This window comes from Streptomyces sp. NPDC006283 (assembly GCF_040613325.1).
In the GTDB taxonomy this organism is placed as follows: domain Bacteria; phylum Actinomycetota; class Actinomycetes; order Streptomycetales; family Streptomycetaceae; genus Streptomyces.
Genome location: NZ_JBEXRZ010000011.1, coordinates 1 through 16,202 on the forward strand (window position 1 = coordinate 1; position 16,202 = coordinate 16,202).

Below are 16,202 nucleotides of genomic sequence, written 5' to 3' on the forward strand. Positions count from 1 at the left end.
GGATCCGCCGCTATCGGAGGGGTTCCGCCGACGAGTGACCCGCGGTGTGTGGCCACCCGGATCGGGTGGCCCGCCTCACTGCTGTGTGCGGGTCAGCGTCAACTGCGGCCGCTGCCGAGGGCCTTGCGGTTGCTGCTGGGCAGCGCGGGGCGCGCGGGCGGCGGAGTCGGGGCCGAGGAAGCCACCTGCTCGATGCGCATGGCGAGCGCGGGACAGCGGCGCACGGCTCGCTGCGCACGCCCCTGCATGTGCATGGGGACCATCGCGTCGGCCACCGACGGATAGCCGTCCGGGTTGAGCCGGATCAGTTCGGGGATGATGTCGGCGCAGAGGCCGTGGCCCTGGCAGAGCGTCCAGTCCACGAAGATCTTCTCGCCGCTCGGGATCGACTCCTCCGCCTCCTCGTAACCGGGCAGCGGAAGGGGCAGCACACCCGTCGTCTCGCGTCCGCAACCCCCGTGCAGCACATGGGCCGCGAGATCGTCCGTGAAGGCGGACAGGGTCGAGGCGAAGAAACGCGCGGAACCGTCCGGGTGCTTGCACGCGCCGCGGCCCTTGACCGCCTGGGTCACCTCGCGCAGCGCCTCCAGAGCGGCCGGCCCGCCGCCGTTCATCACGTCGGCCAGCCCGCCGGCCGCCGCGGGCAGGCCGAGCTTGCACGGGCCGCACTGGCCCGCGGTCTCCGCGGCCAGCCAGTTGGCGACCCGCAGCGCCTCACCCAGCGGACACGTCTCCGGACCGATCGGCAGGATCGCGCCGGCGCCCAGCGCGCCGCCCACCGAAGCGAGCGACTCCTTGGAGACGACCGCCTCGTGGACGGCGGCGGAGTCGATCCAGTTGCCGTGGTAACCACCCGTCAGCACCCCTTGGGGCTGCGGCGGTGCGCCGGCCAGCTGGAGCACGTACCGCAGCGGTACGCCCGTCGGGACCTCGACGACCATCGGGCGTGCGACCGCCCCGGAGATCGTCAGCATGACGGTGCCCGGCTCGGAGTCCAGGCCGGTGTTGCAGTAGCGGCGGGCACCGATACGGGCGGCGACGGCGAGCTGCGCGAAGGTCTCCGCGTTGGACAGCAGGGTCGGAGCGCCGCCCACGCCCGTCTCCGCGGCACGGACCCGCCGGCCGGGCGGCAGGGCGGGCCCGCCGTTGACGGCCCGGATGACGGACGACGCCTCGCCCGACACCATGCGTTCAGGGGTGCGGACGACTCTGGCCCGCAGGGCCTGGCCGCGCCGGTCGGACAGGCCACGCTCGGCGAGCGCCGCACGCATGGAGATCTCCGTCGAGTTGCGGGTCACCGCGACGACGAGGGTCCGGGCGCCGAGCGCCTCCGCGGCGAGCAGCGCACCGTCGAGGATCAGATGCGGAGCGCGGTTCAGCAGCACCGTGTCCTTGCGGCAGGCCGGCTCGCCCTCACTGCCGTTGACCACGACGACCGGCCGCACGCCGCGCCGGATCGCGGACTTGGCGACTGCGCGCAGCTTCTTGCCGAACGGGAAGCCCGCTCCGCCGCGGCCGGTGAGGGATATGTCCTCGGCGAGTTGGGCGAGCCGTTCGCCGCTCACAGGCTCGAGCGGCCCGTGCACCTTGAGGTGCATGGGCAGATCGAGACGGTCGACGAGATCAAAACCCTGCGTCAGCTGGGGAAGGCCGACGACGCGGACCTCGGGGACGTCGGGGAGGGGGGCGTTCACGGTCGTTCTCCTGCTGGTGCGTGCCAGGGCTCTCCGGCCGGGGGCTGGAAGAGGGGGCCGGGCAGTGGCGCTGTCTCGTCGTACGCGGGGACGTTGCCGGTGTCGTACGAGGAGCGGTCGGCGTAAGGGGCGGCGGCTTCGGTCAGAGGGGCGTCGTAGGGGGCGGTGGACGTGTAGGGCGCTGAAGCGCCGTACGAGGGGATGTCACCGGTGTCGTACGCCGGCACGCCGCCGGTGTCGTACGTCGGGACGTTGCTGGGTTCGTACGCGGGCAGACCGCCCGTGTCGTACGTCGGGATGTTGCCGGTGTCGTACGTGGGGACGGCACCGGTGCCGTACGAGGAGGGTGCGTCGTACGACGGTGCCGGGTCGAAGAGCGGTGGGGCCGGGGTGTCGTAGACGGGCGGTGCTGCCGGTTCGGGCCTGACCGACTGCGCCGGGGGAGGCGGCGAGGGGGTCGGCCAGCTGCCCGTACCGGGGCCCGTCTCCGACACCACGGGTATCTCCTCGGTCATCGGCACACGCTCGGCGAGCGGGGCAGACGGCTCGCCGGCGAGTGAGACCGCGCGGTAGGCGGCGGACATACGGGTGCCGCGGCCGGTGGTGCCGCCGTCCGGCGTGACGGCCGGTTCGTCGTTCTGCGGCCGCGGGGCCTCGTACAGCTGCGGCGAAGGGGCGGCGAGCCGTGGAGGCTGCGCGCGAGCCTGGCCGAGGGGCGGCTGGAAGTCCTGCTCGTACGGGCGCTGCGACGGCACGCCGTTCATTCCGCCGCCCATGCGATCCATGCGTTCCATGCGGTCCATGCCTGCGGGTACGGTCGGGCGGCCCATCCCGTTCATTCCGCTCACGCCCGGCAGCGGCGCCGTGGCCAGGTCGCGCTGTGCCTGCTCATCGGCGGCGGGCCCGTCGGAGCCGGCACCGCCGGTCAGGACGAGGATCTTCGCGGCGACCTGCCGCTGCAGGGGGCGCGGCAGCAGCCGGACCGAGACCGCGGCGGCCACGCCCGCCAGGGCCAGGCAGTACATGGTCACGACCCACGTCGCGGCCGGTCGGCCGGTGTAGAGGCCGTGAACCAGGGCGAAGCACCAGGCCGGGTACGCCAGCATGTGCAACTGCCGCCAGCGGCCGGCGACGCGGACGTTGCCGGCGAGCGCGCTGCGGAGTGCGCCGGTCGTGCCGGCCACCACCATCAGGAACCCGGCCAGCGAACCGAAGCCAATGAGCGCGGAAGTGCCGGTGACCCCGAGCCCGAACGGGATCAGGGCGCCGATCACCGACACATGCCCCAGCGACACCTTCACGGTGGCGTGCAGCAGCAGGAAGCCGAGCGACGCGATCGCGGTCGCCCGGTGGATGCCCTGGGCGAGCAGACGATGGCGGGGTGAGAGCAGTAGACGGTCGGTGGCGATGAGACCCCAGGCGACGGAGGCGGTCAGCGAGACCAGGGAGAGGACTCCGGTGGTGAAGTCGAGCGCGGCGCGAAAACTGTCGCTTCCTCCGACGGCGAGCAGGGGTATGAGCACCAACGCGGCCGCGGTGAGGCCGCCTTGCACCTGGCGGCTGAGTCCGAGGCCCGGACCGGGCGACAAACGCATCTTGAGACGAGGGTTCATGGGGCGACTCCGAATGGTGCGGGAAAGCTGTCCCGTTGACGCACTCTAGGTCGACCCCTACCAACCGGACGAGGTTTCGAGGTTTATAGCGGTGAAGTGAGCACAACTGACTCGGGGGTTGCCCTGGATAGGTGCGATACGCGGAGTAACCCGGACGGCTCGATCTCCGGAGCCGGCCGAAAGGCGTTCCCGCCCGGTCGGGGCGGCCGTCCGGTGGACAGCAATGCGGCCGGATCCTCCGCTGCGGTACCCTGACGCCATGCGTGCCGTACGCCTTCTGCTTAGCGAGCCGCGCTGATCAGTCCCGGCGGATGAGAAATCCGGTCGGAATCGGCGCGGCGTCCCCTCCTGTGCGAGGGGATTTTTCATTTCCCCTGTACGTGAATCGGCTGGCAGTCGGCAGAGACGATCGATGGAGCTTCGAAGGATCATGAGCGAGATGAACTCGGCTGCCGAGACAGCAGCCCCACATCGTTATACGGCTGCCATGGCGGCCGACATCGAGGCACGCTGGCAGGACTTCTGGGACGCCGAAGGCATCTACGAGGCGCCCAACCCGACCGGGGACCTGGCGGGGGACCCGGCGCAGGTGGCCAGGCCCAAGAAGTTCATCATGGACATGTTCCCCTACCCGTCCGGTGCGGGACTGCACGTCGGCCACCCCCTGGGGTACATCGCCACCGACGTGTTCGCCCGTCACCAGCGGATGACCGGGCACAACGTCCTGCACACCCTGGGCTTCGACGCCTTCGGTCTGCCCGCGGAGCAGTACGCCGTGCAGACCGGCACGCACCCGCGCGTGTCGACCGAGGCGAACATCGAGAACATGAAGGTGCAGCTGCGCCGGCTGGGCCTGGGCCACGACAAGCGGCGGTCGTTCGCCACGATCGACCCGGACTACTACAAGTGGACCCAGTGGATCTTCCTGCAGATCTTCAACTCCTGGTACGACGAGCAGGCGGACAAGGCCCGTCCGATCGATGAGCTGGTCGCCCAGTTCGAGAGCGGTGCCCGCGAGGTGCCTGGGGGTACCTGGGCCGAGCTGAGCTCCCTGGAGCGTGCCGACGTCCTGGGCCAGTACCGCCTGGCGTACGCCTCGGACGCGCCCGTCAACTGGTGCCCCGGGCTGGGCACCGTTCTGGCGAACGAAGAGGTGACGGCCGACGGCCGTTCCGAGCGCGGCAACTTCCCGGTCTTCAAGGCCAAGCTGCGCCAGTGGAACATGCGCATCACCGCCTACGCCGACCGGCTGCTGGACGACCTGGACGCGCTGGACTGGCCGGAGGCCATCAAGCTGCAGCAGCGCAATTGGATCGGCCGCTCCGAGGGCGCCCGCGTCGACTTCGTGGTCGAAGGCCACGACGACGCGCGGATCACCGTCTTCACCACCCGCCCCGACACGCTGTTCGGTGCCACATACATGGTCCTGGCGCCCGAGCACGGGCTGATCGACTCCATCGTCCCGGCCGAGTGGCCGCAGGGTGTCAAGGAGGCGTGGACCGGGGGTGCCGCCACCCCCGCCGAGGCCGTCGCGGCCTACCGCAAGCAGGCGCAGACGAAGAGCGACGTCGAGCGGCAGACCGAGCACAAGGACAAGACCGGTGTGTTCAGCGGCTCTTACGCCCTGAATCCCGTCACCGGTGAGCGGATCCCCGTCTTCGTCGCCGACTACGTCCTGATGGGTTACGGCACCGGCGCCATCATGGCCGTGCCCGGCCAGGACGAGCGGGACTGGGAGTTCGCGGAGGCCTTCGGACTGCCCATCATCCGCACGGTGCAGCCGCCCGAGGGCTGGGAGGGCGAGGCGTTCACCGGGCAGGGTCCGGCGATCAACTCCGCCAACGACGAGATCTCCCTGAACGGCCTGGACGTCGCAGAGGCCAAGGCGAAGATCACGGCCTGGCTGACGGACAAGGGCATCGGCGAGGGAACGGTCAACTTCCGGCTGCGCGACTGGCTGTTCAGCCGGCAGCGCTACTGGGGCGAGCCCTTCCCGATCGTCTACGACGAGGACGGCGTAGCCCACGCCCTGCCCGAGTCGATGCTGCCCCTGGAACTGCCGGAGGTCGACGACTACTCGCCGCGCACCTTCGACCCGGACGACGCCGACACCCAGCCCGAGACGCCGCTGTCGCGCAACGAGGACTGGGTCGATGTCGAGCTGGACCTCGGCGACGGCCCCAAGCGCTACCGGCGCGAGACCAACACGATGCCCAACTGGGCCGGTTCGTGCTGGTACGAAATGCGCTACCTGGACCCGCACAACAACGAGCGGCTGGTCGACCCGGCCATCGAGCAGTACTGGATGGGACCGCGCGAGGGGCAGCCGCACGGCGGTGTCGACCTGTACGTCGGCGGAGCAGAGCACGCCGTGCTGCACCTGCTGTACGCGCGCTTCTGGTCCAAGGTCCTGTTCGACCTGGGGCACGTTTCGTCGGTCGAGCCGTTCCACAAGCTGTACAACCAGGGCATGATCCAGGCGTACGTCTACCGGGACGACCGGGGCTTCCCGGTGGCGGCCACCGAGGTGGAGGAGCGGGACGGCAAGTTCCACTTCGAGGGCGAGCCCGTCAAGCGCGAGCTGGGCAAGATGGGCAAGTCGCTGAAGAACGCCGTCACCCCGGACGAGATCTGCGCCGAGTATGGTGCGGACACCCTGCGCCTGTACGAGATGGCGATGGGCCCCCTGGACGTCTCCCGGCCGTGGGACACCCGCGCCGTCGTCGGGCAGTACCGACTGCTGCAGCGCCTGTGGCGCAACGTCGTCGACGAGGCGAGCGGCGAGGTCACGGTCGTCGACACCGAGGCGGACGAGGCGACGCTGCGTGCGCTGCACAAGGCGATCGACGGTGTGTCGCAGGACATGACGGCGATGCGCTTCAACACCGCCATCGCCAAGATCACCGAGCTGAACAACCACCTGACGAAGTCGGGCGGCCCGGTGTCCCGCTCGGTCGCGGAGCGCCTGGTTCTGCTCATCGCTCCGCTGGCCCCGCACATCGCCGAGGAGCTGTGGCGCAGGCTGGGCCACTTGGAGTCGGTCGTGCACCAGGACTTCCCGACCGCCGACCCGGCATACGTCGTGGACGAGTCCGTGACCTGCGTCGTGCAGATCAAGGGCAAGGTCAAGGCACGCCTGGAGGTCTCCCCGTCCATCACGGACGAGGAGCTGGAGGCCCTGGCGCTGGGTGACGCGGCGGTCGTCGCCGCTCTGGGCGGTGCCGGCATCCGCAAGGTGATCGTTCGAGCGCCGAAGCTGGTCAACATCGTGCCTGCGTAGCGGGCACCCGTTTCGCCCGGACAAAGCGGGCGGGGCGGCGGCGGGGATTTCCCCTACGGGCAGGTTGGGGGTTCCGATGGAACCTACGGCCTGCCCGTTCCGTTTACCGTGGAAGGAACACAACCGACGCCGGAGGGCGCACATGGAAGCCGCGATCACGATCCTGGCGCTGCTCTTCTTCGCCTTCGTGGCGTTGGGGGTGTACGTGGGTGTGAAGGCCGTGCGCGCCACCAAGCGCGGCGTCGAGCGCACCATCAACCAGGCGCGCCGCACCGTCGAGGACACCACGCTGCGTGCGAAGAGCTACGGGCAGATGGGCGTGAGCGGTGAGCTGGCGCAGCTGCGGCTGAAGCTGCGTACGTCCATGAGGGCCACCCAGGAAGCGCTGAACGCCGGCGCGGCGGAGGACGCCTCGCTGTCCGAGTCGCTCGCCCTGTTCAGGCGGCTCAGCGCCCATGGACACGAGCTGGACGACGAGCTCAGGCGGCTGGAGCGCGAGCCCGACCGGTCCACGGTCGCCGCGCTGATGCCCGGCCTGCGCGAGCGTACGGAGCGCATCGCGCACTCCGCGGATTCACTGCGCTGGGCGGCGCGCGACCGGGCGCAGAAGTTCGCAGAGGACGATCTGGACGCGCTGAGCGCCCAGATCGACATGGAGGCGGGAGCGCTGCGGCACTGGTCCGCGCCGGACGAGGCTGCCGGCGTGACGGAGCCGAAGCCGTGGCCGGCAGCGCCGAAGCCAGAGCGCCCGGCGCAGGACCCGGAAGGTGCGGGCGCCCAGACATGGCCGGAGACGGAGGCCGAGTCGCCCGGTCGGCCGCAGGCGATCACCGCGCGGGACCCGCGGCAGCAGACCGCGTACCCCTGGCAGAAGACCGCCCGGCCGGAAACCTCCAACTGACACCTGCGGCGCCCCACATGGACCTTGCGGCGGGGCGCACGGTCCTTGCGGTGGGGCACATGGCCCTTGCGGCGTGCTGCCGCCCTCGAGCGTCCTGGCCGCCCGAACGCCCCGGGGCGGGCGCGCAGGTGGACGCCGGGATGGCGCTGGGGTGGCGCTCGGGAGGTGTTCGCATGCCACCCGTGCGGCCGTCCGACAGGGTCGGGCTGCCGACCAGGGGCGGCTGCGGGTAACCTCCCGCTCATGTCCCGCCATGTCGCGATCGTCACCGATTCAACGGCCTACCTGCCGCCACTGATGATGGAGCGGCACAGCATCACCGCGGTGCCGTTGACCGTCGTACTCGGTGACCAGGCGCTGGAGGAGGGCACCGAGATCTCGGCCCGCTCGCTCGCGGCCGCCCTGCAGAAGCGACGCTCGGTGACGACGTCCCGGCCCAGCCCCGAAATGTTCGCGCAGGCCTACCGCGCCGCCGCGGAAGCCGGCGCGACCGGGATCGTCTCGCTGCACCTGTCGGCCGAGCTCTCAGGGACGTACGACGCCGCGCTGCTGGCCGCCAAGGACGCACCCGTACCGGTTCGCGTCGTCGACACCGGAATGATCGCCATGGCGCTCGGATTCTGCGCGCTCGCGGCCGCCGAGGTGTCGGAGGGGGGCGGATCCCTCGACGAGGCGGTGGCGGCGGCGGAGAAACGAGCGGAAGGCACTGCCGCGTACTTCTATGTCGACACCCTCGACTATCTGCGCCGGGGGGGCCGGATCGGTACCGCACAAGCGCTGCTCGGGTCCGCGCTGGCCGTCAAACCGCTGCTCCAGCTGGACGGCGGCCGCATCGACATGCTGGAGCGCGTGCGTACGGCGTCGAGGGCCATCGCCCGTCTCGAGGAGATCGTCGCCGAACGGGCGGGCACCGCGCCGGTGGACATCGCGGTGCACCACCTGGCGGCGCCGGAGCGGGCCGCGGCACTGGCCGACCGGCTGCGGGAGCGGGTGCCGGGGCTGGCGGACCTGCACGTCAGCGAGGTGGGCGCGGTGATCGGGGCACACACGGGACCGGGGCTGCTGGGCGTCGTGATCTCGGCGCATTGAGGCGACGGCCGTCGTCCGCCCTGCCTGTGGCCTGCGCGTCCGTCGTCACCTGTACGTGCCCGGTCACTCTGCACGTGCCTGGTCACCGCCAGGTCCGGCTTCACCAGCAGGTCCGGCGTCACGTGCAGGTCCGGCGTCACCTGCAGGTCCGGCGTCACGTGCAGGTCCGGCGTCACCTGCAGGTCCGGCGTCACCTGCACGGGTGAGCGAGTTATGCACAACGCATCGGTTTTCCACCGGAATTGGGCCGGCTCGGCGCGTTCGGGCGGTTATGCCTACCGTCCTGTGACATGGCTCTTCGATCACGCTCCGCAACCAGTGGCCCGGGCCGCGCCCCGGCCTCCGACAGTCGCGCACGCCGTGGCCGCGGCCCCGTCCCTGGCCTCGGTCATGGGGTCCTCGGTCAGCAGGCATACGGCGGCGGTAGCGCTTACGCCGGTGACGGTGGTGTCCGACCCGGCCGGCTGCGTGGAGGTCGTGCGTCGCCGACGGCGCAGGCCATGGCCTTGCGCCGGCGGGCGGACGCCTTGTTCGGGGCAGCGGCTCCGCGCGCCGCGGGCGGGCGGACCGAGGGCGGGCGTGCCGCGGGCTCGACGTACGCGCCCGGCGACCCACCTCTTCGCTCCGCACGTTCGGTCCGCCCGGCCCGCTCGGCGGCAGGCGTGCGGCGGAGCGGCGCGGGTACCGGGCCCGGTCGTGGCGGCCCGCCGGGCCGGCCGGGAGCCGACGTACCGGCCACTCCGACGCAGCCGCCTTCCAGGCCGCCCGCACCGGCGGTGGAGCCGGCCGCTGAACGGGACAGGGCGGATGCCGGGCCGGGGACCGATGGGCCGAGTGCCGGGCGGCTGGGTGCCGGGTCGCGGGCCTTCCGCGGTGGAGGAGGGCCGCGCTTCTGGTTCGCGCTCCGGGACCGGCTGCCGGTATGGGTGCAGCTGCGATGCGGTCTCCAGCCCAAGGCGCTGGCCGCTCTGGCTGTGATCCTCGTGGTGGGGGCGGGCTTCGCGGCACAGCACTTCTGGGCGGGCCGACCGCAGTCCGTGAGCGTTCCTGCGCTGCTCCATCAGGGGTCGGCCCTGGACGGATCAGGGCCCGCCGACGCTTCCGGCTCCGAGTCCTCGGCTGAAGAGCCGGGTCCGGGTCCTGAGCCGGAGCCGTCACCGGGTCCGCCGCCTGCCGACGCCCGACAGGCGGCCCGCATCGTCGTTGACGTGAGCGGCAAGGTACGGCAACCGGGAGTGCTCAAACTGCCCGCGGGGTCGAGGGTCGCCGACGCGATCGAGGCGGCTGGAGGGGTCAAGCCCGGTACGGACATGACGGGCCTCAACCGTGCGCGGGTCCTGACGGACGGTGAGCAGGTCGTGGTGGGCGATCCTGCGCCGCCCGTGCCGAGCGGCATCGGCACAGGGGCGGGGGCTGGGACGGGGCCGGGACTCCCGGCGGGGCCGATCAGCCTCAACTCGGCCAGTGCGGAGCAGCTCGAGACGCTGCCCGGAGTCGGACCGGTGCTGGCTCAGCACATCATCGGCCACCGCACGCAGAACGGGGGCTTCCGGTCGGTCGACGAACTGCGTGACGTCAACGGGATCGGCGACCGTCGGTTCGAGGACCTGCGCAATCTGGTTCGGCCATGACCCGGGTGGCGGTTCACGCCGTATCGGGGAGCAGGCTCGGTGCTTGCGACCCACGACAGGAGGGGCCGACAGACCTCCGTCTGGTGCCGCCCGCACTGGCGGCTTGGGCGGCGTCCGCTCTCGCGCTCGGGGCGCCGGGCGGATGGACGGCCGCGGGGGTGGTCGCCTGTCTGGTGGCGACCGGACTGCTACCGCTGTGGGCGGCGGCGCGGCATCGTCGGACGCGTGGGGTCATGGCCACGACTCCGGGCAGAACGTCGGCAGACGTGGACAGTTCTGGGCGAGTCCCCGTCAGTGGCGCGTGGTGGCGGCTCAACGCCACCGCCCTCGCCGCGGTGTTGCTGTGCGCCGCCGCGGGCGCCGCCGCCGCCGGACTGCACGCGGCGGATCTCAGCCGTGGACCGCTCCCGGCCCTGGCCGACCGACACGCGCGCGTCACAGTCGAGTTGACGGTCACGTCCGACCCGAGGCCCACCCGCTCCAGGGTGGTCGGTGACCGGATGGCTCCGGCAGCGCTCGTACTGAACGCCGAGGCGACGCGGGTCACCGCCCCCGGCGGAGCCGTCACCGCGACCCGTTCCCCCGTGCTCGTGATCGTGCCCACCGGCGAGGCGGACGCGAACTGGCGGCGGCTTCTGCCCTCCACGCGGCTGAAGGTCGGCGGACGGCTCGCGCCCCCACTCCGCCCCGACGACCCGTTCACGGCCGTGCTGCGGGCCGACGGCGGCCCGCCGTCCATCGTCGGCTCCCCGAGCGCACTGCAGCGCAGGGCCGGCGCACTGAGAGCAGGACTGCGCGAGGCCACGGACGGCCTGGCGCCGGACGCCCGCGCCCTGCTCCCGGGGCTGGTCGTCGGGGACACCTCACGCATTCCGGCCGACCTGCAGGAAGCCTTCGAAGCGACGGACCTCACGCATCTGCTTGCCGTCTCCGGAAGCAACCTCACCATCGTGCTGGTCCTGCTGATCGGACCGCCCGGCCGGGCGCTGCTGGCCGAACGGCGCGGCCTGGCACCGCGTTTGGGTATTACCCTGCGCGGGACCGCGCTGCTCGGCGGCGTGCTCACGCTCGCCTTCGTGGTGGTGTGCCGGCCCGAGCCGAGCGTTCTGCGCGCGGCGGCGTGCGGGCTCATCACCCTGCTCGCCATCGGAACCGGCCGACGCAGGTCGCTCGTCCCGGCGCTGGCCGCCGCCGTCCTGCTGCTCCTCCTGTACGACCCGTGGCTGGCATGGAGTTACGGCTTTCTGCTCTCCGTCCTCGCCACCGGGGCGCTGCTCACGATCGGACCGCGTTGGAGCGAGGCGCTCCAGCGGCGAAGGGTGCCGCCCCGGCTCGCCGAGGCGCTGGCGGCGACCGCCGCGGCGCAGGCCGTGTGCGCTCCGGTGGTGGCCGTGTTCGCCGCCAGGGTCAGCCTGGTCGCGATCCCCTGCAACCTCGCGGCCGAACTGGCCGTGGCTCCGGCGACGATCCTCGGCTTCGCGGCGCTGGCCACGGCCCCCATGGGCATACCGGTCGCCGAGCTGCTGGCGCGCTGCGCCGGCTGGCCCGCAGGCTGGATCGCCTCCGTGGCCCGGACGGGAGCGGCGCTGCCGGGCGCCCGGATCGACTGGCCGGGCGGCTGGCTCGGCGGGCTGCTGCTCCTGGCGCTCACTGCCGGAACGCTGCTCGTTGTCCGCCGGCTGACGCGGCACCCCTGGGCGGTCGCACTCTGCGCGCTGCTGTTCGTGCTGGCCGTGGTACGCCCCGCCCCACTGACCAGGAGCCTCACCGGCTGGCCGCCTCCTGGCTGGGCGTTGGTGATGTGCGACGTGGGCCAGGGAGACGCCATGGTGCTCTCGGCCGGTGACGGGGCCGCGGTGGTCGTGGATGCGGGGCCCGATCCCCGCCTCGCCGACCGGTGCCTGAGCGAGTTGGGTGTCACGGAGGTGCCGCTGGTTCTGGTGACCCATTTCCACGCCGACCACGTCGCCGGCCTCCCCGGCGTGCTGCGCGGCAGGGCGGTGGGGGCGATCCAGACGACGACGTTCGAAGAGCCCAGCCGGCAGGCGGCGTTCGTACGGCGCACGGCTGCGGCGGCGGGCGTGCCGGTGAACCACGCGACACCGGGAGAGCGGCGTCGGGCCGGGCGGCTCTCATGGCAGGTCCTGTGGCCGGCCATGTCCTGGGCTGCGGCGCCCGAAGGGCCGAACGATGCCAGCGTCGCGCTGCTCGTCCGGGCGGCGGGCGGTCTGTCGCTGCTGCTGCTCGGAGATCTCGAACCTCCGTCCCAGCGTGGGCTGATACGGGCCCATCCCGCGCTTCCACCGGTCGACGTGCTCAAGGTCGCCCACCACGGCTCGGCTTACCAGCACCCGTCGCTGCTGGAGGGGGCCCGCCCCCGGTTGGCCCTGGTGTCGTGCGGCAGGGACAACCCGTACGGGCACCCGGCGCCTCGTACGGTCGGTGCGCTGCGGGCGCGAGGGGCACTGGTGCTGCGTACCGATCGGGACGGTGCCATCGCGGTCACCGGCGCGGGTGCTCAGCTGAGAGCTGTGGCGCGCGGCCCAGCGGGCTGGTGAGGGGGACCGCCGCCGGTGAAGGGCGTGCGGCGGGTGGGTGCACACCGCGGTGGTGCACACCGCGTGTGCGGTCAGTCGTCCAGCCAGCGGCCGTCGCGCATGAGCAGCCGGTCCTTCAGTTCGTTCTCCTCACGCCAGGCCTTCACCACCAGGGGGGTGATCCGCAGATAGACCCAGGGCCGCCGGTCCCGTGGATCCCAGCGCAGCTTCGCGGCGAAGGCGTCGGCGGACTCCCCGGCCAGTTCCGAGCCCTCGACGATCTCGGCCAGGCCCTCGACATGGACCACGTCACGGGTGTGGCCCAGGGTGACCACCGCCTCGCCTCGCGGAGTCACGTTGAGCGCGGTCGGATTGGTGCGCCGGGTGCACATCAGCAGGGTGCCGCGGTCCCAGACGAACGACAGGGGCATGAGGCACGGCCGTCCCTTCGGCGACGCCGTGGCGACCCAGGCGTCGCCGTCGTTCGTGAGCCGGCCGAGGGTGTCCCGCCTGCGCTGTTCCCGGCTGCGTGCCGGTTCCGGAGTCGTCATGTCCGGCACGTTAGGGGTGCCCGGGCATCGCCGCCTCGGGCCGAGGGAGGAAGGACCTCCGCCGTCCGGCCTAGGACCAACGGACGCCTGGCCCACGGGCCGCCTGCGCAAGAGACTGACGGTATGAACCTTCCTGCGCAGACCGTCGATGCCTACCTCGCCCGGATCAAGGGCGTACGACCCCGGCGGGCGGACGCCGCGGCGCTTCGTGAGCTGCAGCAGCGGCATCTGCTGACGGTGCCGTTCGAGAATCTGTCGATCCACCTCGGTGAGCCCCTGGTCCTGGAGGACCGCCCCCTGCTGGAGAAGATCGTCGGTGCCCGACGCGGCGGCTTCTGCTACGAACTCAACGGCGCCTTCGCGGCGTTGCTGCGCGCGCTCGGCTACCGGGTGACGCTGCTCCAGGGGCGGGTGTTCGGCGACGGGGGCCGGCTGGGCATCCCCTACGACCACCTCGCGCTGCGCGTGGAGACCGTGGACGGCACCGGACCCTGGCTGGCCGACGTCGGATTCGGGGACCACAGTCACCATCCGCTGCTCCTCGGGGAACGAGGCGAGCAGGCCGATCCGGCGGGGATCTTTCAGATCGTCGAGGCGCCCGAGGGGGACCTGGACGTGCTCCGGGGCGGCAAGCCGCAGTTCCGCCTGGACACCAGGCCGCGGGAGCTGGTCGACTTCGAGGCGGGCGCATGGTGGCACCGCACCTCGCCCGCCTCGCACTTCACCCAGTCGCTTGTGTGCTCCCTGCTCACCGAGGAGGGGCGGATCACGCTCACCGGCCGCAAGCTCGTCACCACGGTGCGCGGCGAGCGGCAGGAGCGGCCGCTCGACGGCGACGAAGAGGTGCTCGCCGCCTACCGGAAGCACTTCGGCCTGGAGCTCGACCGGGTGCCGGAGGTGCGGAGGACGCAGTCCTGACACCGGGTGCGAGGACAGACCGTGCACGAGTAACAGGGTCGCGGCGGCGACCTGCACAATATGGCCGTGAGCGATGTGAGACATGTGCTGGTGCTGCCCGACCGCGACGCCGCGCAGGAGGTGGCCGAGACGATCGGTGACCGCTTCGCCGTGGCCGAGGAGCCCCAGCTGGTGCGGGACGCCCTTGCCGGTGAGGACGACGCCGAGGACGCGCAGTGGCTGGTGGTCGTCGAAGACCCGGAGGGCAGGCTGGACGGCGCCGCGCTCGACGAGTTCGTCGCGGACTGGGAGGGATGGCGCGAGGCGCACTGACGACGCGACGTACCGCGCGAGACGCACTGAGGACGCCTCGAGAGGCGGGGACGGGCGCAGCACCGGGGGCGGGTAGCGGCAGGAGCGGCGACGGGGACAGCAGGGGACTGTCGGTGGCCCGTGGGATGCTGGAGCGCGATGGCCAGCAACAGGAATTCCACCGACGATCCACTCGCCCCCGTCACCCTCGCGGTGGGTCAGGAGGACCTGCTCCTCGATCGTGCCGTTCAGCAGGTCGTGGCCGCGGCACGCGCCGCGGACGCCGACACCGACGTACGGGATCTCACCGCCGACCAGCTCCAGCCCGGCACCCTTGCCGAGCTGACCAGCCCGTCGCTCTTCGCCGAGCGCAAGGTCGTGATCGTGCGCAATGCGCAGGACCTGTCCGCCGACACGATCAAGGACGTCAAGGGATATCTCGACTCCCCGGTCGAGGAGATCACTCTGGTGCTGGTGCACCCGGGTGGCGCCAAGGGCAAGGGACTGCTGGACGCGGCCCGTAAAGCGGGGGCGCGAGAGGTCGCCTGCCCCAAGACGACCAAGCCGGCGGAGCGGCTCACCTTCGTACGGTCCGAGTTCCGTGCGCTGGGCAGGTCCGCGACGCCGGAGGCCTGCCAGGCTCTGGTCGACTCCATCGGCAGCGATCTGCGGGAGCTGGCGTCGGCCGTGTCCCAGCTGACCGCGGACGTCGAGGGAACCATCGACGAGGCGGTCGTCGGCCGCTACTACACAGGCCGTGCCGAGGCCTCCAGTTTCAACGTCGCCGACCGAGCAGTGGAAGGCCGGGCGGCCGAGGCGCTTGAGGCGCTGCGCTGGTCCCTGTCGACGGGTGTCGCGCCCGTGCTGATCACCAGCGCGCTGGCCCAGGGCGTGCGGGCGATCGGCAAGCTGTCCTCGGCGCGCGGTGGCCGGCCCGCCGACCTGGCCCGTGAGCTGGGCATGCCGCCGTGGAAGATCGACCGCGTGCGCCAGCAGATGCGGGGCTGGACCCCCGACGGGGTCGCCGTCGCCCTGCGGGCGGTGGCCGAGGCGGACGCGGGCGTCAAAGGAGGCGGCGACGACGCGGAGTACGCGTTGGAGAAGGCGGTCGTGACGATCGCACGTGCGGCGCGGTCGCGCCGCTGAAGCCCTGCCTCCCCGACGGGCCACCTCCCACCGCCTCGCCGACGGGCACCCGGCCTCACCTCCCAGGGTCCCCTCCCATCCTCCGCCTCTCGCGCCACCCGGGTACGACGAAGGCCCCGGGCCGGTGTCCTGGGGAAGGACATCGGCACGGGGCCTTCGTTTCAAGCTCGGTGCGCCGCACCCGCGTGGCGAACGCAGGCCGCGTGCGGCGCGGAGGGTGCCGGTCAGGAGCGGATGAGAGGGCCCGCTGAATCCGTCCCGGCGATCACATCAGTGAGCTCAGCCCTGCAGGGAGCCGACCTTGGCAGCCAGCGCCGACTTCTTGTTGGCGGCGGCGTTCTTGTGGATGACACCCTTCGAGACAGCCTTGTCGAGCTGACGGGAAGCGTCGCGGACGGCCACGTTGGCCTTCTCGACGTCACCCGCGGCGACAGCCTCACGGGCCTTGCGGATCGCGGTCTTGAGCGACGACTTGACGGCCTTGTTGCGCAGGCGCGCCTTCTCGTTGGTCTTGTTCCGCTTGATCTGGGACTTGATGTTCGCCACGAAAA

12 protein-coding genes are annotated in these 16,202 nt (G+C 71.9%); 8 read left to right on the plus strand and 4 right to left on the minus strand.

Translation table 11 applies throughout. The features are described from left to right. Positions 1-98: 98 nt before the first annotated feature. Complete coding sequence (locus tag ABZ070_RS04285; RefSeq protein ID WP_356629741.1) at positions 99-1,694, minus strand: ferredoxin; 1,596 nt, start codon at positions 1,692-1,694, stop codon at positions 99-101. Then, positions 1,691-3,307, minus strand: a complete 1,617-nt coding sequence (locus ABZ070_RS04290; RefSeq protein WP_356629743.1) for a hypothetical protein — start codon at positions 3,305-3,307, stop codon at positions 1,691-1,693. Before ABZ070_RS04290 ends, ABZ070_RS04285 begins: the two co-directional genes overlap by 4 nt. Positions 3,308-3,737: 430 nt before the next feature. Between ABZ070_RS04290 and leuS the strand changes: the two genes are divergently transcribed. From leuS to ABZ070_RS04315, 5 genes are all read left to right on the plus strand, one after another. Next, the gene (gene leuS, locus ABZ070_RS04295) at positions 3,738-6,587 is read left to right on the plus strand and encodes a leucine--tRNA ligase (protein ID WP_356629745.1); all 2,850 of its coding nucleotides are present in this window, start codon (positions 3,738-3,740) and stop codon (positions 6,585-6,587) included. A 142-nt stretch (positions 6,588-6,729) separates the two neighbouring features. Next, positions 6,730-7,488, plus strand: coding sequence for a hypothetical protein (locus tag ABZ070_RS04300; protein ID WP_356629747.1), 759 nt, complete (start codon positions 6,730-6,732; stop codon positions 7,486-7,488). A gap of 243 nt (positions 7,489-7,731) precedes the next feature. Then, the gene (locus tag ABZ070_RS04305) at positions 7,732-8,577 is read left to right on the plus strand and encodes a DegV family protein (protein ID WP_356629749.1); all 846 of its coding nucleotides are present in this window, start codon (positions 7,732-7,734) and stop codon (positions 8,575-8,577) included. A gap of 1,208 nt (positions 8,578-9,785) precedes the next feature. Then, positions 9,786-10,208, plus strand: a complete 423-nt coding sequence (locus ABZ070_RS04310) for a ComEA family DNA-binding protein (RefSeq protein WP_356629751.1) — start codon at positions 9,786-9,788, stop codon at positions 10,206-10,208. Further along, complete coding sequence (locus ABZ070_RS04315; RefSeq protein WP_356629753.1) at positions 10,205-12,766, plus strand: ComEC/Rec2 family competence protein; 2,562 nt, start codon at positions 10,205-10,207, stop codon at positions 12,764-12,766. Before ABZ070_RS04310 ends, ABZ070_RS04315 begins: the two co-directional genes overlap by 4 nt. A gap of 71 nt (positions 12,767-12,837) precedes the next feature. Here ABZ070_RS04315 and ABZ070_RS04320 read toward each other — a convergent pair whose 3' ends face one another. Then, positions 12,838-13,296 carry a pyridoxamine 5'-phosphate oxidase family protein gene (locus tag ABZ070_RS04320; RefSeq protein WP_356629755.1) on the minus strand — a complete coding sequence of 153 codons (459 nt, stop codon included), beginning with the start codon at positions 13,294-13,296 and terminating at the stop codon, positions 12,838-12,840. Between the two features lie 123 nt (positions 13,297-13,419). Between ABZ070_RS04320 and ABZ070_RS04325 the strand changes: the two genes are divergently transcribed. The 3 genes from ABZ070_RS04325 to holA all read left to right on the plus strand — a co-directional run bounded on the left by ABZ070_RS04325 (position 13,420) and on the right by holA (position 15,651). Continuing rightward, positions 13,420-14,214, plus strand: coding sequence for an arylamine N-acetyltransferase (locus ABZ070_RS04325; protein ID WP_356629757.1), 795 nt, complete (start codon positions 13,420-13,422; stop codon positions 14,212-14,214). Between the two features lie 66 nt (positions 14,215-14,280). After that, positions 14,281-14,526, plus strand: coding sequence for a hypothetical protein (locus ABZ070_RS04330; RefSeq protein WP_356629759.1), 246 nt, complete (start codon positions 14,281-14,283; stop codon positions 14,524-14,526). Positions 14,527-14,664: 138 nt separating this feature from the next. Further along, the gene (holA, locus tag ABZ070_RS04335; RefSeq protein WP_356629761.1) at positions 14,665-15,651 is read left to right on the plus strand and encodes a DNA polymerase III subunit delta; all 987 of its coding nucleotides are present in this window, start codon (positions 14,665-14,667) and stop codon (positions 15,649-15,651) included. A 279-nt stretch (positions 15,652-15,930) separates the two neighbouring features. Here the strand turns inward: holA and rpsT are convergent, their stop codons facing one another. After that, positions 15,931-16,197: a 30S ribosomal protein S20 gene (gene rpsT, locus ABZ070_RS04340; protein ID WP_356629763.1), complete on the minus strand. Its 267-nt coding sequence runs from the start codon at positions 16,195-16,197 to the stop codon at positions 15,931-15,933. Positions 16,198-16,202: the final 5 nt, after the last annotated feature.